This window comes from Roseateles toxinivorans (assembly GCF_004362525.1).
In the GTDB taxonomy this organism is placed as follows: domain Bacteria; phylum Pseudomonadota; class Gammaproteobacteria; order Burkholderiales; family Burkholderiaceae_C; genus Paucibacter; species Paucibacter toxinivorans.
The window spans coordinates 129414-150152 of the sequence record NZ_SNXS01000004.1 but is presented as its reverse complement, the minus strand read 5'-3'; the positions used below and the strand labels follow the sequence as shown (position 1 = coordinate 150152).

The following is a 20739-nucleotide window of genomic DNA, read 5'->3' as shown; positions in this document are numbered from 1 at the left end:
GCTCCTCAGCGGAAGAAGATGAAGGTCATCAGCACGAACAAGGGCAGCAGCACCGCGCTCGACCAGGCCATATAGCCGAAGAAGCTGGGCATCCGTATGCCCCGTCCCTCGACAATGGCCTTGACCATGAAGTTGGGGGCGTTTCCGATATAGCTGTTGGCGCCCATGAAGACCGAGCCGGCGGAGATGGCGGCCAACACCGGCGCCAAGGTCGTCATCAAGACCTGCGGATCGCCGCCGGCCATATTGAAGAACACCAGATAGGTCGGCGCGTTGTCCAGAAAGGATGACAGCACACCCGAGAACCAGAAATAGGCCCAGGGCAGCGGCTGGCCATCGGGCCCGGTCACCGCCTGCAGCAGGCCGGCGAACGGCCCTGCCAGGCCGGCGCGCAGCATCGCCAGCACCGGGATGATGGTCAGGAAGATGCCCGCGAACAGCTTGGCCACCTCCTGCATCGCGCCCCAGTTGAACTGGTTGCTTTCGCGCACCGCCTTGGGCGTCAGCCACAGCGAGGCGAAGGTGACCGCGATCAGCGCGCCATCGCGCACAACCTGCGCTAGGCCGACCTCGGTGCCAGCCACATTCCAGCTCAGCGCAGGCTTCCAGATGCCACTCATCAGCACCAGGCCCATCACCATCAGCAGCAGCAGGAAATTGATGCCGCCCTCGATGCCCAGCGGCTGGTCGGGAGTCGGGTCATAGGGCTTCAGTTCTTCCTTGCTGAAGTAGTAGCGGTCCAGCAGCCAGAACAGGCCCAGCAGGGTGCAGACCAGGAACAGGGTCTCCGGCAGCAGATATTTGACCGTCCAGAAGAAGTCCACCCCCTTCAGAAACCCCAGGAACAGCGGCGGATCGCCCAGCGGTGTCAGCGCCCCACCGGCGTTGGAGACGATGAAGATGAAGAACACGAACACATGGGCGGCGTGCTTGCGGTTGTCATTGGCGCGTATCAGCGGCCTCACCATCAGGATGGACGCACCGGTCGTGCCCATGAAGCTGGCCAGCACCGCACCGATGGCCATCAAGCCGACATTGAGGCCGGGGCTGCCCCGCAGATTGCCGCGGATGAAGATGCCGCCGGCCACCGTGTACAGCGCCGTCAGCAGGATGATGAAGGGCAGATAGTCGGCCAGCAGCGCATGGGCCAGGTTCTGGCCGGCGACCGCCGGGCCGAAGAGCCAGGCAAAGGGCAGCAGAAAGGCCAGCGACCAGGCGGCCGATACCTTGCCGAAATGATGGTGCCAGAAGACGGGCAGCAGCAGCGGCATCAAGGCGATGCTCAGCAAGATGCCGGCAAAGGGCACCGCCCACCAGACGGCCAGTTGGCCGCCGTCAAAGCTGGCCGCCTGTGCCAGTCCAGGCAGCAAAGCCAGTGCGAGCAGGGACGCGCGCTTATTCATGGAAGGTCGTGAACGAGGCCACCGGGTCGCGCTCGGTCACCAGCGTGTTCTCGATCGCCGCGGGGTCGGCATGGCCCAGCGACATGCCGCAGACCAGCATCTGCTCCGGGCCCGTGCCCAGATGGGCAAGGATGATCTTGTGGAACTGCGTGAACGCCGCCTGCGGGCAGGTGTGCAGGCCACGCGCGCGGGCCGCGACCATGATGTTCTGCAGGAACATGCCGTAGTCCAGCCAGCTGCCCTGGCACATCACCCGGTCAATGGTGAACATCAGACCGACCGGAGCGTCGAAGAAGGCGTAGTTGCGGCCATGCTGGGCATGCATGCGGGTCTTGTCGCCCTTGGTGATCTGCAAGAGGCCGTACAGATCCCAGCCGACCTTGCGCCGGCGGTCGATGTAGGGCGAGCGCCATTCGGTCGGGTAGTAGGCGTACTCCTCGGTGTGGGTGGCGGCCACCGCCGGATCGTCGTAGGCGGCCAGTATCTTGGCGCTCAGCTCGCGCTTGAAGCCACCGGTCAGCACATGCACCTGCCAGGGCTGGGTGTTGGTGCCGGAGGGTGCCCGCGCGGCCACGGCAAGGATCTCTTCAATCGTCTGCCGCGGCACCTCGGTCGGTAGAAAGGCACGCATCGAATGGCGCGAGGTGATGGCGGCATCGACCGCGGCGGTGGTGTCGGGCGAGATCTGGGTCACGGGCGAAGTCCTTCAAGCAAGGCCTGGAAATTGGCGGGCAGCGGCACCGGGCGGCGGGTCCGCCGGTCCACATAGACATGAACAAAATGGCCACGTGCGGCGCACAGCGGCTCACCGGCACCGAACAAGCCTATCTCATAGCGCACGCTGGACTGGCCCAGGTGGGCGACGCGGATGCCAGCGTCCACCGCCTGCGGGAAGGCCAGCGAGGCAAAGTAGTTGCAATGGGTCTCGACGACCAGGCCGATCACCGCGCCGGCGTGGATATCAAGCACGCCGCCATTGATCAGCATCTGGTTTACGGCCGTGTCGAACAGGCTGTAGTAGACGACGTTGTTCAGATGGCCGTAGGCATCGTTGTCCATCCAGCGGGTGGTCAGCGGCACGAAGTGCTTGTAGGCCTCGCGGGCTTCGGGGGCGGATCGGCTGTTCATGGGCTCGATTGTGTCTCGGCTTGCCACTGCTGCCAGGACGCTGCCGCCTCGCGCAGGGTGTTCAGTTGCACATCGACGGTGGTCTGCAAGTCGCGTCCGTAGCCGCCGGCCATGCTCAGCGCCACTGGCAGGCGGCGGACGCGCAGGGCCTCGAACACGCGGCGGTCACGCTCGCGCATGCCGGCGGTGGTCAGCTTCAGGCGGCCCAGCCGGTCGCCCTCGTGCGGATCGGCGCCGGCCAGATAGAAAGCTAGACCCGGTGGGGTGCCGGCCAGTCGGGCCCAGACCGCCTCCAGCGCTTCGTCCAGGGCCCGAAGATAGGGCGCGTCGGTGCAGCCATCGGGCAGGTCCACATCCAGATCGCTGGGCTCCTTGCGAAACGGGAAGTTCTTCGCCCCATGCAGCGACAGCGTGAACACCGTCGAGTCGTCGCGGAAGATGGCGGCCGTGCCATTGCCCTGGTGCACGTCCAGATCGATCACCAGCACCCTCAACCGCTGGCGGTGGCGCCGGTGCCATTCCGCCTGCATCAGCCTTGCGGCCACAGCCACATCATTGAAGACACAGTAGCCCGAGCCGCGATCGGCATAGGCATGGTGGGTGCCGCCGGCCAGATTGGCTGCAACGCCCTCGGCCAGCGCGGCGCGGGCGGCGGCAATGCTGGCGCCGACCGAACGGCGCGAGCGTTCGGCCATCATCGGCGACCAGGGAAAACCGATTTCGCGCTGCTGGGCCGCCGTCAGATGGCCTTGCAGCACAGCCTCCACATAGTCAGGCGTGTGGGCCAGCGCCAGCTCGCCATCGGTCGCGGCCTGCGCCTCCTGCACCCGCCAGGGGCCGACCACGCCGGGCAGTTGATCACGCAACATGCGGTACTTGCTGGCCGGGAAGGTATGGCCCGGCGGCAAGGTCAAGCTGAAGTTGTCGGAGTGGAAGGCCTGCATGGGGAAGCACATTCTGCCCGCAGGCGCCGGCCGCCGACTGTCATTGGCGCGTCATGCGCACAGGCGATCCTGCGCTGGGATTTAGGCCCCACCCCCTAGATTGCTGCACTGCAGCAAATAGTGCTTGCAGTCCTGGCAAACCTCAGTAGAATTGCGCTCATGTTGCAGTGCAACATTTTCGCTGATCAATGACTTTACTCTTGGAGATGCACCATGCTGACTGCTGAACAAATTCTGGCCGCCCACAAGGCAAACGTTGAAACCCTGTTTGGTCTGACCAACAAGGCTTTTGAAGGTATCGAGAAGCTCGTCGAGCTGAACATGCAGGTCGCCAAGACCTCGTTCGGCGAAGCCGCTGAAACCGCCAAGGCCGCCCTGTCGGTCAAGGACGCTCAAGAGCTGATGGCTCTGCAAACCGCGCTGCTGCAACCGGCCGCCGAAAAGGCCGCTGCCTACAGCCGTCATCTGTATGACATCGCTGCCGGCACCAACGCCGAAGTGACCAAGGTTGCCGAAGCGCAAATCGCCGAAGGCCAGCAAAAGTTCATGGGCCTGGTCGATACCGCCGTCAAGAACGCTCCTGCCGGTTCGGAAAACGCCGTCGCTCTGGTGAAGTCGGCCGTCTCGGCAGCCAACAACGCTTTCGAGTCGGTGCAAAAGGCCGCCAAGCAAGCCGCTGACGTCGCCGAAGCCAACTTCCAGGCGATGAACACCCAGGCCGTCAAGGCCGCAGGTCAAGCCACCAAGGCTGCCAAGCGTTCCGCTTAAGCTGCTTCCAGCCTGATCAAAAAGCCCGATGCGAGCATCGGGCTTTTTTTCGTCTGCACTCAGTGGGTCTTGGCCACAATCGCTGCCTTGATGGCCGGCATTTGCGCCTTGGCGATCTCTCGGCCGGCCTTGATGGCGCGCTGGCGGCCGCCGAAGTCCGAGCTGCCGACATCGTTCAGCTTCGGTCGCAGCACCACATCGGCCTCGCGCAACTCCAAGGTATTGATGCTGCGGCCCATGATGCTGAAGGTCTGCATCAGCATGCGCATCGCGTCCTGTGGCGCGATGGCGTCAGGCGGAGATGAGATGTCCACCGCGATCACCAGCTCCGCCCCCATCTGCCGGGCGTAGCGCACCGGCACCGGCGCCACCAGGCCGCCGTCGACAAACTCCTGATTGCCAATCCTCACCGGCTGGAACACCGCCGGCACGGCGCTGGAGGCGCGCACCGCCATGCCGGTGTCACCGCTGCGGAAAAGAATGCCCTCACCGGACGACAGATTGGTGGCAACGATACCCAGCGGCAGGCGCATCTGCTCGATCAGCAGGCCGCCGGTCTTCTCGCGCACATAGCGGGCCAGGGCCTCACCGCGTATCAGGCCGCGCCCGGGAAACGACCAGTCCGTCAGCGCACCCTCGTCCATGCCCGAGGCCACCGCGGCCAGCTCGGTACCCGTCTTGCCGGCGGCATACAGCGCCGCCACCAGGCTACCGGCCGAGGTGCCGATGACCAGATCGGGCTTGATGCCGTTCTCTTCCAGCACCTGTATCACGCCGATATGGGCAAAACCGCGGGCGGCGCCCCCGCCCAGGGCCAGGCCAATACGCGGCGGCTTGGGTGGCGGTTTGGGCGGCGGGACGACGGGAACTTCAATTGGCGGGGGCTCTGCCGGTGGCGCGGTACTGCTACAGCCGCTGGCGGCTATGGCCAGCAGAATCGTCAAGCTTTGGCGGCGTGTCAGAGGCGGGTGGGCGGGCAAACTATCCTGGCTGGGCATAGCGCGATTTTAGGTCGCCAGCCTGGCCGTCGGCCGCTGCCACCTCAGCGGCACTTCGCTACAACCAGGCAGCTACCTCCAAACCTCATCGGTTGGCGGCGTTTCAAGAGCTCAACCTCACGGTCCAGCATCCCTTGCAGCAAACGCGAGGCCAGGCCTTGCTTAACGCGGTGATCCCGAGATGCCGCATCCGGCATACGCTGGCCCCGAGAAATGCCAAACCGGTGAGGCAGGGCTCTGAGCATGAAGATCGGGACGGGCAGGAATCTGAATATATAGCTCGCGAACAGGAGGTCGAAACCTGCAGCGTCAAGTGTGGCCTGCAGGCTGCTCATGGTGTAACGTCTGTAATGGCCGGCGGATACATCCTCGTCGGACCAAAGGCTTTGGTAGGCGGGGACTGTGGCGTAAAGATGCCCCTGCGGACGCAGCAGTCCCTTTACCGACCGCAGAAAAGCGGGCGCATCGTCAATGTGCTCAATCACATCGAACAAACCCGCGGCCGACAGCGAAGGCGGCGTGAACTGTGCACTCTCGGCCGTTGCGCAAATGACGTTGCGGACGCCCCGCCTCTTGGCGTTGACTGCCCCCACATGACCCGGCTCGACCAGGGCAACATCGAACCCCGCGTTCGCCAGCCCCATGGAAACAAACCCGTTGCCACCGCCGATGTCGAAAATCGCACCATCGCCCGGGGGAGGAAATTCATTTGCAACAGCAACGATGCAAGCGTTCCTGTGCCTGAACCAGAACGATGAGTCCTCCACGGCGAAACACTGTTCGTGGCCGTCGGCCGGATACGAAACGGCGGCGTTGCCCCGGCCATACCAGATGCCGTCATTGGCAAGATTCAGTCCAGAACAGATTGTTTGGATATCCACGACTGCTCCTACCAATGCCAGGTTTCTTCCCATGGCGGTCACCGCAGCCTCCAAGTCAACCGGTCGCCGCAGCACGATCGACTCATCTTAAACAGCAGATCGGGCTTGCGCGAGCCCTAGATTCTGGGGTGACGGCTCCGCGTGGACAGTGCCTCAAGCGGCTATAGTGAAGCCGGCCTAGAGACTCCGACAGGCGCCATGGCCAAGCCGCAGGGAGCGGGTTGTTTCGCTAAAGTCCGCTGTTCCGATGATGCTTCGCTCCAGCCTGACCCTCATGGCCATCGGCGCCCTCATCTCGCATGCAAGCTCGGCCCAGCCCACGGTATTGATCGGCGCCGAGAATGACTGGGCACCCTACTCCTCCAGCCATGATGCAGGCGCTCCGGCCAGCGGGCCGGTGCAGGGTTTTGCCGTCGATCTGGTGCGTGCCGGCTTTGCCGCCAAGGGCATCAAGGCCGAGTTCCTCGCCCTGCCCTTTGCGCGGTGCATGCTGTATGCCAGCACCGGGCGGGTGGTGGGCTGCTTCAATGCCACCATCACCGAAGACAACAAGCTGCGCTATCTGTGGCACCAGCCGGCCATGTTCGAGGAGGAGTTGTCGATCTTTGCCAGGGCCAGCTCCTCCGCCGACAAGCTGACGCTCGCCGATCTGCGTGGCCGTAGCGTCGGCTATACGAACGGATACACCTATCCGACCGAGTTCATGCAGGACACGGCGATCAAGAAGCACAGCGCCACCTCGGACCAGTACCTGCTGAAAATGCTGCTGTCCGGCCGGGTGGACTACATCCTGCTCAATCGCTCACCCGGCTACTGGCGCATCAATGGCAGCCCCGAGTTCGCCGGCAAGGCCAAGCGCGTGGGCACCATTTCGTTGGACGGCTTCTGGATCGCCTTCTCGAAACAGCACCCGGACGGCGCAAGGATGGCCGAGCTGTTCGGCCAAGGCATGGGTGAGCTGCGACAGAACGGCAGCTACCAGCGCATGCTGGGCGAGTTCAGGCGCAGGATCGGCGATCACTGAGACCAAGGCAAGGAGTCCCCAGCATGCCCATCACCGCAGGCCCCTTGTCGATTCTCGCCATAGCCTTGCTGTGCGCCACGGCCGGCGCCAAGCCCTTGCCACGCGACCCATTGGAACGACGCTGCTGGCTGGCCCAGACCCAGCAGCGCACCGGCGCCGATCTGCGCGAGCCGGTGCGGGTGCGCATCGCCAATCTACGCCACGGCTATCAGGTCCGGGCGCCGTTCTGGGTCGAGTTCGGCATTCGAGGCATGGGGGTGATACCGGCCGGAACGAAGCATGACAAGGCCGGCCACCACCATCTGCTGATCGACACCCCGCTGCCCAAGGACCCGCGCGAGCAGATTCCGTTCTCGGCCACGCACAAGCATTTCGGCAAGGGCCAGACCGGCGCCGAGGTGGATCTGCCGCCGGGCGAACACACCCTGCGCCTGCTGTTCGCCGACCATGATCACCGGCCCTACTTCGTCTTCAGCCCCGAGATCACCGTGCGCGTGCTAGGGCGCCGCGACACCACCCCGCCAACCATTGAGGCCAAGGACTTCGAGGCCAGCTGCGCCCTCTGGTACCAGGACCAGCTGAGCACCCCACCCGCCAAGACCAAGCAGGTCTATGTGAAGAATCTGCGCGACGAGGAGCCGGTCACCAGCCCCTTTGTGCTGAGCCTGGGCGTGATCGGCCTCGGCGTGGCGCCCGCCGGCCAGCGCATCGCCGATACCGGCCATTTCGAGCTCATCGTCAGCGGCCGCGGCGGCGCGCCTTCGCAGCGCGTGCTGCTGGCAGACGGCCGCACCGAGGCGATGCTGGACCTGCCCCGTGGCGACTACGAGATCGAGCTGCGCCTGCTCGATGGCAGCGGCGCGGCACTGCTGAAGGCGCCGCCGCTGCGTGTGCCGGTGACGCGCCAGGAGCGCTGAGTTCAGGCCAGATAGGCCTCCAGCTCGCCGACATCGATCTGCTCCGGATGCAGAAAGCGTCGCGCATAGTCCATGCAGACACCCGAGCGCAGGAACAGCTCGAACAGCTCGCCGTCGAGGTGCTGCTCGCGCCGCATCGCGGCCATGATCTCCAACGCCTCGGACAGCAGTTTGCCTTTTTTGTAGGGCCGGTCATCGGCGGTCAGCGCCTCGAACACATCGGCCACCGCCATCATCCGCGCCGGCACGCTCATCTGATCGCGGGTCAATCCGCGCGGGTAGCCACTGCCATCCATCTTCTCGTGGTGGCCACCGGCAATCTCGGGCACGCTCCGCAGATGCCGCGGCAGCGGCAGCTCGTTGAGCATCTTGATCGTCTGCACGATATGGTCGTTGATCTTGTAGCGTTCCTCCTCGGTCAAGGTGCCGCGGGTGACGCTGAGGTTGTAGAGCTCGCCGCGGTTGTACAGATGCTCGGGCACCTGCAGCCTGAAGCCCAGCGGATTGGCCTCGGGCGGGCGCTCGCGCTCGGGCCGCGGCAGCACATGCTCGGGCTTGTCGGCCAGCAGCGGCTCCTGCACCGGCAGCGCGGCGACGGGCCGGCCAGCCTTGCGCTTGAGCTCGTCGCCGGACAGGCCCAGGCGGTCGTCCAGCGTGCGCGTCCAGGTCCGCGCGCCAATCTCGCGCAACCGCGCCAGCTGCGCCTCGGTCATCGCCTCACCACCCTCGTTGCAGGCCGCGATGAAGGCAAATTCGTCGTCGAGTTGCGCCAGCAGCGGGGCAAGCTCTTGCCTGACCTGCTCGAGCACATCGGCTGGCAACAGGGCCTCATAGCGGGCCAACTGGGCCTCGCGCTTGAGCAGCTCGAAGCGCATGCGCACCTCGTGGATGCGGTCGTAGATCGTCTCCAGCTTGGTCGCCTTGTCGACCACGAATTCCGGCGTGGTGACCTTGCCGCAGTCATGCAGCCAGGCGGCGATGTGCAGCGCCTCCCAGGCATCGTCATCCAGGCGGAAGTCGGCGAAGGGGCCCTCGCTGGCATCGCAGGCGGCTCGGGCCAGCATCTTGGTCAGCTCGGGCACGCGCTGACAATGGGCGCCGGTGTAGGGGCTCTTGGCATCGATGGCGCCGGCCACCAATTGGATGAAGCTCTCCAGCAGCTCCTTGCGGGCGCGCAGCAGCAGCTGGTTGTCGATGGCCACCGCCGCCGGCCCGGCAAGGGCCTCGATGAAGGCCTTGCGCGAGGGGGACAGGTCTTGCGGATGGTCTGCCGTGTCGGGCAGAAAGCTCAGCGACAGCGTACCCACGACCTCGTTCTGCCGGTTCTTCAGAGGCAGGGCCACGAGTCTCAAGCTGGTGGTGTTGAGCCCCATGAAGACGGCGCTGTAGCGGGCCAGATGGGCCGGATTCTCCCAGTGCAGATCCAGGCTGACCATGCGGTCCTGACGCACCGCCTGCACGGCCGCCGAAGGGCTGTCGGGTTCGTCCAGCTGCCACTCGATCAGCGAGGCTGGCTCCCCCTGGGTGCCACGCAAGCGCACACCCGTGGGCTCAAGGCGCTGGCCATCGGCACTGACCAGATGCAGGGCGCCGCCGGTGGCCCCGGCCACCGAGATCGTCTCGCTGAGGATGCGCTGCAGCAGGGTGTCGAACTGACGCTCGGCGGACAGGGCACTGGAAATTTCCATGAAGCGGCTCAGCGTGTGTTTCATGCCGGTCATGGCCAGGGCCAGGCGGTCCACCTCGCGGATGCGGCTGCGCGCCGGGTCGGGGCCACCGAAGTCGAAACGACGTATCGCCTCGGCCTCGTGCGCCAGCTGCTCCAGCGGCCGGGACACCAGATTGGCCGCCCAGTGCACCAGCGGCAGCATCAGCAACACCATGCCGACGGTGATCAGCACTGACAGATTGCGGCTGTGGATGGCATCGGCCAGGAGCTCGTCGCTGGGCGCGGCAATCGCCAGGGTCAGCGGCGGACCGCCAGCCGTGACCAGCGGCTCCAGGCGCACCACCCAGTCGCGGTCGGCGACGTTCAGCAGCGACTCATCGGCAGCCCTTGCCTGGCCGCTGCTGGCTCGTCGCCACAAGGCACTGAGCACGGGCACATTCAGCTCATCGACGGTGACCAGCCGCGACTCGCCGACCTGAGGGGCGCTGCTAGGAGGCAGACTCCGCGGATAGGCCAGCACGGCGCCGCGGGCATCGACAATCATCAGCTCGGCGGAGGTAGTGATGCGCTGACGCGCCAGCATGGCCGACAGCGCCTGCAGGCTCACATCGACACCCGCCACCGCGCCGCCTCGGGCGCTGGCCAGCGTCAGGCCGACCTCGCGGGTGGTGTAGAAGAGATAGGGCGCCGTCTGCACCACGGCGCCACCGGGTTCGGCCGCCTGGGCCTGCTTGAACCAGGGCCGGCCGCGCGGTTCAAACACATAGTCGGGCCGCTCCCGTGCCTCCAGCAGGCGCAGATCGGCATCGAGGAAGTCATGCCTGCCCTGTATCACCGGTCGGTCGCGATTGACCGACTGCAACACAAAGGCGGCACGATCGGGGGACTTCATCAGCTCGCGCAAGGCCGGGCTGTCGAGCCGGCGTAGCAGCAAAAAGGAACCGTTCTCGCTGCCGCCATAGACGGCCGACAGCGAGGGGTTGGCGCTCAGCGCGCCGGCCAGCAGGGGCAGTTGGGCCAGGCGGGTGGGCTGGTCGGGCGCGGTCAGCAGCGCCGTATCGGCCAGCAGCGCGGCGGTGGTGCGCGCCGGCCGCAACTCGCCCTCGATGGCGGCGACGGCCTCACGGCCCACCCGCTCGAAGGTGTCGGCCGCGACGCGCAGCATGCGCTGCTTGCCGGCACGCAGCTGGTAGCTGGCCAGGGCCAGATAGAGCAGTACCACCAGCGCGATCATGATCACCGACAAGGTCACATAAATGGACCGCGGCGTGTAGTGCAGCGTCTTCATGGCACTCCCCGAGCTTGGCTGCCCCGATGAGGCCCAAGATCGTGGCACAAGTCAACCGCGCCTGTGGTTCAAACCACGCGCCAGGGGCAGCTATCGCCCGGTCTGGGACAGCGTGTCCATGATGCCCATGCCGGCGCCGGGCAATTGCTCGCGGGCCTGGCGCACGGCTGCGGCACGCGCGCTGCGCCGCGCCACGAGTTGCTCCAGCACCCGTGCCACGGCGGCGCTGTCGCCCACCGCAGCATGCAGTCGCACCTGCGCCTCCAGGGCCGGCAGAGCCACGCCGTCACGCACCCGCAACTCGGGTGGATCGAACAGCGCCCGAAGCAAGTCCAGCGCCGCGCTTCGCTGACCGGCGACTTCGGCGATCAGGGCCATTTCCAGCTGGGCCGAGCGGCGAATAGCCGCCCAACCCCGGACCCCGGCCAGATCGGCCAGGCGCAGCAACTCTGCTTGGGCCCGCTCGGCCTCGCCACGGCGTCGCAGCCAACGTGCCACATTGGCCTCCCACATGGTGCGCAGATACTCGCTGTCGATGGCCTGGGCCGCCGCCGATCCTTGCGCCACCACGCGGCTGGCGCGGGCCAGCAGACCCAGGGCCATGCCGGGGTTGTCCTGGGCCAGATAGCTGTCGTGCAGGCCGCAGACCATGTGCAGTGCATTCGAGTAGCGCTGTACCCGTTCATAGGTCGAGCCCTGTTGCTCGATCAGGCCCAGCGCCTCCTGCATGAAGCGCTCGGCCTCGACCGCGTCGCCCAGCGCCAGATGGCACATGGCCACGCGTTCGATCGCGCGCGAGGCCAGCGGTATGTTCTTCAGCGCCTGCGCATCCTGCCAGGCCATGCGCGCGCCGCGCAGGGCCAGTTCGTGCATGGCCAGCTGGCTGTGGGCGAAGGACATATTGATCAGCAGCTCGGCGCGCCGCAGCGAGGGCTGGTCCAGGGCCACCAGGCCCAGCAAGCGCTGGCAGTCCTTCAGCACGACATCGAAGCGCTCGAACTTGAGCCGGCAGCGCACGCGCAGCATCAGCGCCTGGAACAGCAGCTCGTCCGAGCGACATTCGATAGGATCGTCGACCACGCGCAGCACCGCATCGGTGGCGCACAGGACCTCGTCAAAACGGGCGAGCTCGAAGCTCTGCTCGGCCTGCTCCAACAGGGTCTGGCAATGGCGTAACTGCGACTTCATCCGGCTCGGCGCATCCACGCCCTCCATCCATTCACGGGCCCGAGATCCTAGCGGGCCGCGCTGACAGCAAACCTACAAAATGATAAAATCAACAACTCAATAGGCGCCCATATAGTCCTTCTTGCCCACCTCGACACCACTGTGGCGCAGGATGCCGTAGGCGGTGGTGACGTGGAAGAAGAACTGCGGCAGGCCATAGTGCAGCAGATAGTCCTGCCCGCTGAAGCGCCGCTCCTTGGGCGTGCCGGGCCGGGTGATGATCTCGCGACTGGCGGCCGCTGCAAATTGCTCGGGCGTCAGGGCGGCCAGAAAGGCCCGTGTCCTGGCAATACGCTCATGCAGATCGGCAAAGCCCTGCTCACTGGCCTCGAACACCGGCACCTCGACGCCGGCCAGACGGGCGCTGACGCTGGCGGCAAAGTCGCAGGCCACCTGCACCTGGCGCAGCAGCGTGAACATATCGGGATACAGCCGCGCCTGAAGCAGCGCGGCGGGCTCGATGTTGCGCGCGGCCGCATGGGCCTCGGCCTTTGCCAGCACATCATCCAGGCCCCCCAGCATTTGCTTGAAAATGGGCACGGCGCTTGAGTACATCAGTTCGGTCATGGGGTCTTCCAGTCGGGGCGGGCCTGCATTCTCGCAGGCCCTGGCCAAGGGCGAGCGTGGTCAGGCTCACACAAATTCGATAAAAATGACAATTCGGCTCAAGAGTCGCGATCAGGCACCGATATAGGTCTGAGCTCATCAGGCTCGACGGTCGACCAACCAGCACAAGGTCTCGACCGGACGGCAGCCATGTGAGCAAGTCCACGCGCCCTACCTCCACGCCAATCGCCCGATCGCATGATGCGTTCCGGTCGGGATCCCATGCCGAACAGCCTGCTCAGCACGCACAATATAGAAGCCGATCTGCTCCTGGCGGCCTACGAACGCAAGCGGCTGAACCTGCTGATGGCCGCCGGCACAATGACGGTGGTGGTCGTGACTGTGTGGAAGGCGGCCATGTTTGCGCCTCACCTGATGCAGGCCTGGGCCGCCGCCGTATTGCTGTGCACGGCGCTGGGCTGGCTGGAATTGCGCGCGTTCCGGCGCGCTGTGCCCACGCCCGAGGCCCTGTCGCCTTCGTTGCTGCTTCGCTGGAAGCGCATCTTCATTGCTCAGACCCTGTTGGCCGGGGGCGCCTGGGCACTAGGCCCGGTTCTGCTGGTTGGCCACGCGCAGATTGCGGAGCTGGCCTTGCTGGCCAGCCTGCTGCTGTGCGTCTGCGCCGTTGCCATGACCTCGGTGGCCGAGCAGCGGGGCGCCATGCAGGCCTTCCTGCTGGCCACTCTGCTGCCGGTTGCCGTGGCGCTGGCCTTGACCGAAGGCACCTTGGAGCGCCTGCTGGCGATGGTGATGCTGGGCGGCATGTCGCTGATGATCGTCGTCGGCCGCAATGCCCACCGGGCCATGCGCACGCTGCTCGAGACCCAGATCGAGCTGCGGGCGATGCTCGACGCTTCACAGGATGCTGTGGTCGGCATCGATGACCGGGGCCTGATCACTGACTGGAATCTCAAGGCGCAGGCCGTGTTCGAGCGCAGCCCAGAGGAAGCCCTAGGCCAGGCCTTCGAGGCGGTGCTGATTCCTCAGCGGCACCGCGCCAGCTACCGTGAAGCGCTGGCGCAGTTCCTGGGCCACGGCGAGGAAGGGCGCATGAATCGCCGCATCGAGACCACGGCGCTGCGCCGCAACGGTGAGGAGTTCCCGGCCGAAGTGGCGATCACTCCGCTGAAATCGGGACGCAAGCACCGCTTCACGGCCTTCATCGCCGACATCACCGAGCGCAAGGCAGCCGAATCGAGGCTGGCACTGTTCCGCCGCGTGTTCGACGCCAGCGGCCAACTGATCAGCATTCTGGATGGTCAGGGCAAGGCGCTATACCAGAACCGCGCGCATGCGCTTGAGCTGGGCTATAGCGATGAAGAGGTCCGGGGCAGGCACTTCTCTCTGACGGTGGCACCGGAAAGCATGACGACCCTGCCCGAAGAACTTCGCAAGGCCATGCTCGAAGACCGGCGCTGGACCGGCCAGCTGACCCTGCGCCGCAAGGACGGCAGCCGCTTCATCGCCAACAACAATATCGGCTTCATCCAGGATGAGGCCGGGAACGTCCAGTACGGCTTCAACATCTTCAGCGACTTCAGCGCCGAACTGGCGCGGCGCAACGAACTGGCCCAGGCCAAGGAGGAGGCCGAGCGCGCCAACGCCGCCAAGTCAGACTTCCTGTCGAGCATGAGCCACGAGCTGCGCACGCCGATGAACGCCATCATCGGCTTTGCCCAGATGCTCGAGTTCGACAGCGGGCTCAACGCCGACCAGCAGGACAATGTGGGCGAGATCCTGAATGCCAGCCGGCATCTGCTCGAGCTGATCAACGAGGTCCTGGACCTGGCGAAGATCGAGGCCGGGCACGCCAATCTGTCGATCGAGGCCGTGGACCTGGGCCTGCTGGTCGATGACTGCCGCCAGCTGCTGCAGCCTGTGGCGGCCCAGCGCCAGATCCGCATGTACCTGCCCGTGCCCGAGCAGACCCTGGTGCGTGCCGACCGCGTGCGGCTCAAGCAGGTGCTGCTGAACCTGCTGTCCAACGCCGTCAAGTACAACCGCGAGGGCGGCGACATCAGGCTGACCGTGCAGCCGCTGGCCGAGGCGCGGATGCGCGTCACCGTCACCGACACCGGCGACGGCATTGCGCCGGAGCGCATTGCCGAGCTGTTCCAGCCCTTCAACCGGCTGGACGCAGCCCATGGCGAGGTCGAAGGCACCGGCATCGGTCTGACCATCACCCGTCGGCTGATGCTGATGATGGATGGCACCGTCGGCGTGAACAGCCAGCCGGGGCTGGGTTCCAGCTTCTGGATCGAGCTGCCGGGCGCCGAACCCAGGACCACCGACAACACCGCCGCACAAACGCCGGGCCCCGGAGCGTCGGACCGCAATGGGCCGGCCTCCCTCGTGCTGTGCATCGACGACAACCCGGTCAACCTGAAGTTGATGGCACAGTTCTTCGGTCTGCGCCCCGATACTGAGCTGATGACCGCCACCGGCCCCGAGGAGGGCCTCGAACTGGCGCTGGCCCGCCGCCCCGACCTGATCGTGCTGGACATCAATATGCCCGGCCTGGACGGCTACCAGGTGCTGGCGCTGCTGAAGGCCAATCCGGGCCTGTCCGGCGTTCCGGTGATCGCGGTCACGGCCAATGCCACGCCCCGCGATATCGCGCGCGGCGAGACCGCCGGCTTTGCCGCCTATCTGACCAAGCCGCTGGATGCCCGGCAGTTTCTGGACACCGTCACGCGCTGCCTTGCCCCTGGAGCGGAGCCATCCCCATGACCGAACTTCGACTCGAACATGCCCGGATCTTTCTGGTGGACGACGAGCCCGCCAATCTGAAGCTGCTGGACAAGCTGCTGCGGGTGCAGGGCTACCGCCATCTGGTGCCGATACAGGACTCGCGCGAGGTGCTGCCGAGCTACCAGGAGGCGCGGCCGGACCTGATACTGCTGGACATCAACATGCCGCACCTTGACGGCTTCGAGGTGATGAAGCAGCTGCAGGCGCTGAAAGACCCGCTGCTGCCTCCGATCGTCATCCTCACCGCCCAGCATGGGCGCGAGCACCTGATGAAGTCGCTGATGGCCGGGGCGCGCGACTTCATCGGCAAGCCCTTTGACCGCATCGAGCTGCTGATGCGGGTCACCAATCTGCTCGACGCCCAACTCGCGCACCGCATGATGCACGACCAGAAGGCGGTGCTGGATGAGATGGTGCGCCTGCGCACCGAGGCGCTGAACCAGACCCGGCTGCAGGTCGTGCACCGGCTGGGCCGCGCGGCCGAGTACCGCGACAACGAGACCGGGCTGCACATCGTGCGCATGAGCCAGTACGCGGCGCTGCTCGCGCGCAGCCTGGGCTGGAGCGAGCCCGACTGCGAGCTGATGCTGCATGCCAGTCCGATGCACGATGTCGGCAAGATCGGCATTCCCGACGCCATCCTGCTCAAGCCGGGCAAGCTGGACGCGGCCGAATGGGACATCATGAAGACCCATGCCAGCATCGGCGCCGACATCCTCGACGGCGGCGACTCCGACCTGCTGCGCCTGGCCGCGCAGATCGCGCTGACCCATCACGAGAAATGGGACGGCAGCGGCTACCCGGCAGGTCTGAAAGGCGCCGAGATCGCCCAGGCCGGTCGCATCGTCGCCGTGGCTGATGTGTTCGACGCGCTGAGCTCGTCAAGGCCCTACAAGAAGGCCTGGCCACTGGACGAGGCGCAGGCCTTCATCAGCGAGCAGTCCGGCGGTCACTTCGACCCCGAGGTGGTGCGGCACTTCGAGCTCAGGACGGCCGAGATCCTGGCCATTCGCGAACAGCATTTGGAGCTCTGAACGTCGATGCGCCCGGTGCCGACCTAAACTCGGCCCATGCAGTTTGCCCCCCTCATCAAAGAAATCGGCCGCGGCAGCAAGGGTGCCCGTGACATGGACGGGCCCCAGGCTGAGACGCTGTTCGGCGCCATCCTTGACGGCCAGGTGCCAGATATGGAGCTCGGCGCAATCCTGCTGAGCCTGCGCATCAAGGGCGAGAGCGCGGCCGAGGTGGCCGGCTTTGTGCGAGCTATGCAGGCGCGCACCGCCGCCGTCGAGGTACCTGACGGGCCGCGCTGCGTGCTGCTGCCCACCTTCAATGGCGCGCGCAAGCAGGCGAATCTGATGCCGCTGGTGGCCCTGCTGCTGGCCCGTGCCGGCGTGCCGGTGCTGATCCATGGCCGGCATGACTTCGACAGCCGCGAGAGCCCGTTTGCGCTGCTGGAGGCTCTGGGCATACCGTTGGCCGGCTCGACCGCCGAGGCCGCCGAACATCTAGCAGCAAGGCGCCTGGCCTGCCTGCCCTTGGCCGCGCTGAACCCGGGCCTGGACCGGCTGATGGCCCTGCGCCCCCGTCTGGGCGTGCGCAACAGCGGCCACAGCGTCGCCAAGCTGCTCGATGCCGCCCCCGGCCGCAGCGTGCGCGTGGTGGCCGTCACCCATCCCGAATACCTCGACAGCATGGGCCAGGCCCTGCCCGGCCTCACCGCCAACGGCGGCCGGGCTCTGTTGATGCGCGCCAGCGAGGGCGAGGCCTACGCCCATCTGCGCCGCCCGGCCCATCTGATCGGCTTTGCCGACGGTCAGGCCAGCGAGCTGCATGCCGCTGAATCGGCCAATATCGACTGGCCGCTGTCCGGCGCCGTCGAGGCGGCGGCCAATGCCGCACTGATAACGGCGATGCTCGACGGGCGCGAGGTCGTCCCCCCGCGCATTGCAGAGCAGGTCTGCGCACTGACCGGCTTGGCCGACCATTGACCCGTAGCCCGAGTCAGCAACGTTGGCCCCGGATTGCATCCGGGCTACATGAGGTATTCGTAGCCCGGATGCCAATCCGGGTGCGCCTTCAAACCTCCAGCCACTCCTTGCGGATATAGGCATTGGCGCGCAACTCGGCCGGCGTGCCCTCGAACACGATACGGCCGTGGCCCATCACATAGCAGCGCTCGGAGATCTCCAGCGCAATCGCCAGCTTCTGCTCGACCAGGAGCACCGAGATGCCGCGCCGCTGCAGCTCCTTAAGGTACTCGGCCACCAGTTCGACAATCTTGGGCGCGAGGCCCTCGGTGGGCTCGTCGATCATGATCAGGTCCGGGTCGCCCATCAGCGTGCGACACAGGGTCAACATCTGCTGCTCGCCGCCCGACAGCACGCCGGCCTCGGTGTGCTGGCGCTCTCGGAGCCGGGGGAACATCTGGTACATGTCCTCGAAGCTCCAGCGGCCGGCCTTCTTGCCGCCTTTCTCACCCAGCATCAGGTTCTGGTGCACGGTCAGCTTCGGAAAGATGTCGCGGTTCTCGGGCACATATCCCAGGCCCAGTTGGGCGATCTGGTAGGACTTGCGGCCCAATATCGACTCCTCGCCCCAGCTCACCGTGCCCTGGCCATCGACCTGGCCCATGATGGTCTTGACGGTGGTCGAGCGGCCCGAGCCATTGCGGCCCAGGAGGCTGACGATCTCACCCGGCCGCACCTCCAGGCTGACGCCATGCAGCACATGGCTCTTGCCGTAGAAGGCATGCAGGTTCTCCAGCCTCAGCGTTCTTGTGCTCATGCCGCAGCTCCCTGCGCATCGGCGACCACCGAGCCGAGATAGGCCTCCTGCACGCGGGCATTGGCGCGCACCGCCTCAGGCTCGTCAAAGGCGATCACCTCGCCATAGACCAGCACCGCAATCTTGTCGGCAAGGCCGAACACCACGCCCATGTCATGCTCCACGGTCAGCAGGGTCTTGCCGACGGTCACGTCGCGTATCAGTTGCACAAAGCGCCGCGTCTCGCTCTGGCTCATGCCGGCGGTCGGCTCGTCGAGCAGGATCACGCTGGAGCCGCCGGCGATGGTGATGCCGATCTCCAGCGCCCGCTGCTCGGCGTAGGTCAGGTTGATGGCCAGCACGTCACGCTTCCTGTCGAGCTTGATCATCTCCAGCACCGCGTCGGCACGGTCATTGGCATCATCCAGATCGGCCAGAAACTTCCAGAAGGCATAGCGGTAGCCCATGGACCACAGGACGGCACAGCGAATGTTCTCGAACACCGACAGCCGCGTGAACAGATTCGAGACCTGGAAGCTGCGGCTCAGGCCGCGGCGGTTGATCTCATAGGGCTTGTGGCCATCGATGCGCTGCCCGTGCAGCAGCACCTCGCCGCTGGTGGGCGCGAAGCGGCCGCTGATCAGATTGAACAGCGTCGATTTGCCGGCGCCATTGGGCCCGATGATGGCCACCCGCTCACCGGCATTCACGGCCAGGCTGGCGCCACGAATGATCTCTGTCTTGCCGAACTGCTTGCGCAAGTCCTTCAGCTCCAACGCGAACGGAGTGCTGCTGCTCATAGCGACTCTCTCCGCTTGATGTCTTTCTCGATCTCTTCCTGCACAAGATCCCATTGCTGCTTGAACACGCGCCGGCTCAGCTCGAACAGCAGCAGGCCTATGACCAGCACGAAGCCCGCACCGAACCAGCTGTCCAGGCCCTTGCTGTTGAGGCTCGCGCCGAGGAAGGTCAGTTGCGGACCCAGCGCCTCGTTGAGCTGCAGGTGGTACATCATTTCTATCATCGCCGCGGCGCCGACCAGAATGGTCATGGCCGTGCCGGCCAGGGCCAGATAGCCGGTCCAGAGCTGGCGCAGCTTGCCGTAGGCGGCGACGCGCAGATTCATCATGATCAGGCTGGAGAAGCCACCAGGCGCATACATCACCATGAACAGGAAGATCAGTCCGAGATAGAGCAGCCAGGCCTTGGTCAGCTCCGACAGCAGCACGCCGGCCAGCACCATCAACACGCCGCCGATGATGGGGCCGAAGAAGAAGGTCGCGCCGCCCAGGAAGGTGAACAGCAGATAGCCGCCCGAGCGCAGCGCGCCCACCACCTCGGCGGTGACGATCTCGAAGTTCAGCGCCGCCAGGCCACCGGCGATGCCGGCGAAGAAGCCCGAGATCAGAAAGGCCATGAAGCGCACCCACTGGGTGTCGTAGCCCACGAACTCGACGCGCTCCGGGTTGTCGCGCACCGCATTGAGCATGCGGCCCAGCGGCGTGCGCGTCAGAGCAAACAGCAGGGCGGTGCAGACAAAGCAGTAGACGGCAATCAGATAGTAGAGCTGGATCTGCGGGCCGAAGGTGATGCCCAGAAAGGGCTTGCCGATGACCCGGTTGCTGGAGATGCCGCCCTCGCCGCCGAAGAACTCGGGCAGCATCAGCGACATCGACCAGATCAGCTCGCCCAGGCCCAGGGTGATCATCGCGAACGGCGTGCCCGACTTCTTGGTGCTGACATAACCGAACAGGGCCGCGAACAGCAGGCCGCCGAAACCACCGACGATGGGCACCAGGCTGACCGGCAGGTTGAGCGTGCCCGCGCCGACCATATTCAAGGTGTGGATCGCCAGGTAGGAGCCCAGCCCGCTGTACACCGCATGGCCGAAGCTGAGCATGCCGCCCTGCCCCAGCAGGACGTTGTAGGCCAGGCAGGCGATGATGCCGATGCCGATCTGGCTCAGCAAAGTCTGCGCAAGGCTGCTGGTCCACAGCAGCGGCGCGACGATCAGGACCGCGGCGAACAGGCCCCAGATGATCCAGCGGCCGACGTTGTACGGTTTGAAGTGGAAGCTCTGCGTACCGCTCATCTCACTGGCTCCATCGCGCGTGGTGCGGCACACGACATATTCAACGTGTCGCGGCAGGGACGAGGGCGCGCCGGCCGCTGCGGGCTGAAGCCTAGTCCCGTCCTGCACGGACCGGACTCCGGCTTCTCTATGCCCGCTGCGGCCGGCACGCCCTCATCCCTGCTGCGGCCGTAGTGCAACAGGACGCTCGCCCTGCTCCGGGTTTGCGGCCACCAGCGCATCCGCAGAGGGGGCGGCGGGCTGGCCACGGCGGGCATAGGGAAGCTGGAGGTCGGTC

Annotated in this window: 18 protein-coding genes; 6 read left to right on the top strand and 12 right to left on the bottom strand. The window is 65.8% G+C overall.

Features of this window, described 5'->3' with window-relative positions; all coding sequences use genetic code 11:
- Window positions 1-5: 5 nt before the first annotated feature.
- The 4 genes from DES47_RS15870 to DES47_RS15855 are packed head-to-tail and all read right to left on the bottom strand — an operon-like array spanning window position 6 to window position 3475.
- A complete protein-coding gene (locus DES47_RS15870) occupies window positions 6-1403 on the bottom strand; it encodes a sodium:proton antiporter (RefSeq protein ID WP_133701719.1) in 1398 nt (465 codons plus the stop codon).
- Window positions 1396-2097 carry a nitroreductase gene (locus DES47_RS15865; RefSeq protein ID WP_279537339.1) on the bottom strand — a complete coding sequence of 234 codons (702 nt, stop codon included), beginning with the start codon at window positions 2095-2097 and terminating at the stop codon, window positions 1396-1398. Before DES47_RS15865 ends, DES47_RS15870 begins: the two co-directional genes overlap by 8 nt.
- A complete protein-coding gene (locus DES47_RS15860) occupies window positions 2094-2531 on the bottom strand; it encodes an acyl-CoA thioesterase (protein ID WP_133701718.1) in 438 nt (145 codons plus the stop codon). The genes DES47_RS15865 and DES47_RS15860 overlap by 4 nt, the downstream gene beginning before the upstream one ends.
- Complete coding sequence (locus DES47_RS15855; protein ID WP_133701717.1) at window positions 2528-3475, bottom strand: histone deacetylase family protein; 948 nt, start codon at window positions 3473-3475, stop codon at window positions 2528-2530. The genes DES47_RS15860 and DES47_RS15855 overlap by 4 nt, the downstream gene beginning before the upstream one ends.
- A gap of 213 nt (window positions 3476-3688) precedes the next feature.
- Between DES47_RS15855 and phaP the strand changes: the two genes are divergently transcribed.
- On the top strand, window positions 3689-4243 hold the full coding sequence (phaP, locus tag DES47_RS15850) for a TIGR01841 family phasin (protein WP_133701716.1): 555 nt from the start codon (window positions 3689-3691) through the stop codon (window positions 4241-4243).
- Window positions 4244-4302: 59 nt separating this feature from the next.
- On the opposite strand, the gene DES47_RS15845 is transcribed toward phaP, so the two are convergent.
- Both DES47_RS15845 and DES47_RS15840 read right to left on the bottom strand, forming a co-directional pair.
- Window positions 4303-5178, bottom strand: coding sequence for a patatin-like phospholipase family protein (locus DES47_RS15845; protein ID WP_425057455.1), 876 nt, complete (start codon window positions 5176-5178; stop codon window positions 4303-4305).
- A gap of 107 nt (window positions 5179-5285) precedes the next feature.
- Window positions 5286-6122 (bottom strand): class I SAM-dependent methyltransferase, encoded by an 837-nt coding sequence (locus DES47_RS15840; RefSeq protein ID WP_166652030.1) that lies wholly within the window; start codon window positions 6120-6122, stop codon window positions 5286-5288.
- A gap of 247 nt (window positions 6123-6369) precedes the next feature.
- On the opposite strand from DES47_RS15840, the gene DES47_RS15835 reads away from it, so the two are divergent.
- Together DES47_RS15835 and DES47_RS15830 are read left to right on the top strand one after the other, a co-directional pair.
- Window positions 6370-7146, top strand: coding sequence for a substrate-binding periplasmic protein (locus tag DES47_RS15835; RefSeq protein WP_133701713.1), 777 nt, complete (start codon window positions 6370-6372; stop codon window positions 7144-7146).
- Window positions 7147-7169: 23 nt separating this feature from the next.
- Window positions 7170-8063: a DUF4399 domain-containing protein gene (locus DES47_RS15830; protein WP_133701712.1), complete on the top strand. Its 894-nt coding sequence runs from the start codon at window positions 7170-7172 to the stop codon at window positions 8061-8063.
- 2 nt (window positions 8064-8065) lie between these two features.
- Here DES47_RS15830 and DES47_RS15825 read toward each other — a convergent pair whose 3' ends face one another.
- The 3 genes from DES47_RS15825 to DES47_RS15815 all read right to left on the bottom strand — a co-directional run bounded on the left by DES47_RS15825 (window position 8066) and on the right by DES47_RS15815 (window position 12814).
- Window positions 8066-11020, bottom strand: a complete 2955-nt coding sequence (locus DES47_RS15825) for an HD domain-containing phosphohydrolase (protein ID WP_133701711.1) — start codon at window positions 11018-11020, stop codon at window positions 8066-8068.
- A 90-nt stretch (window positions 11021-11110) separates the two neighbouring features.
- Window positions 11111-12208 carry a hypothetical protein gene (locus DES47_RS15820; protein WP_133701710.1) on the bottom strand — a complete coding sequence of 366 codons (1098 nt, stop codon included), beginning with the start codon at window positions 12206-12208 and terminating at the stop codon, window positions 11111-11113.
- 96 nt (window positions 12209-12304) lie between these two features.
- Window positions 12305-12814, bottom strand: a complete 510-nt coding sequence (locus tag DES47_RS15815; protein ID WP_133701709.1) for a DUF1993 domain-containing protein — start codon at window positions 12812-12814, stop codon at window positions 12305-12307.
- A gap of 261 nt (window positions 12815-13075) precedes the next feature.
- On the opposite strand from DES47_RS15815, the gene DES47_RS15810 reads away from it, so the two are divergent.
- Genes DES47_RS15810 through ybiB form a run of 3 tightly spaced genes read left to right on the top strand, consistent with a single transcriptional unit; the run spans window position 13076 to window position 17595 of the window.
- Window positions 13076-15583: a PAS domain S-box protein gene (locus DES47_RS15810; RefSeq protein WP_166652029.1), complete on the top strand. Its 2508-nt coding sequence runs from the start codon at window positions 13076-13078 to the stop codon at window positions 15581-15583.
- Window positions 15580-16638 carry an HD-GYP domain-containing protein gene (locus tag DES47_RS15805; protein ID WP_133701707.1) on the top strand — a complete coding sequence of 353 codons (1059 nt, stop codon included), beginning with the start codon at window positions 15580-15582 and terminating at the stop codon, window positions 16636-16638. Before DES47_RS15810 ends, DES47_RS15805 begins: the two co-directional genes overlap by 4 nt.
- 36 nt (window positions 16639-16674) lie before the next feature.
- Window positions 16675-17595 carry a DNA-binding protein YbiB gene (gene ybiB / locus DES47_RS15800; protein ID WP_133701706.1) on the top strand — a complete coding sequence of 307 codons (921 nt, stop codon included), beginning with the start codon at window positions 16675-16677 and terminating at the stop codon, window positions 17593-17595.
- Window positions 17596-17683: 88 nt separating this feature from the next.
- On the opposite strand, the gene DES47_RS15795 is transcribed toward ybiB, so the two are convergent.
- The 3 genes from DES47_RS15795 to DES47_RS15785 are packed head-to-tail and all read right to left on the bottom strand — an operon-like array spanning window position 17684 to window position 20462.
- Window positions 17684-18391, bottom strand: coding sequence for an ABC transporter ATP-binding protein (locus tag DES47_RS15795; protein WP_133701705.1), 708 nt, complete (start codon window positions 18389-18391; stop codon window positions 17684-17686).
- Window positions 18388-19170: an ABC transporter ATP-binding protein gene (locus tag DES47_RS15790; protein ID WP_133701704.1), complete on the bottom strand. Its 783-nt coding sequence runs from the start codon at window positions 19168-19170 to the stop codon at window positions 18388-18390. Before DES47_RS15790 ends, DES47_RS15795 begins: the two co-directional genes overlap by 4 nt.
- Entirely contained in the window at window positions 19167-20462 is a 1296-nt protein-coding gene (locus tag DES47_RS15785) for a branched-chain amino acid ABC transporter permease (protein WP_133701703.1), read from the bottom strand. Before DES47_RS15785 ends, DES47_RS15790 begins: the two co-directional genes overlap by 4 nt.
- Window positions 20463-20739: the final 277 nt, after the last annotated feature.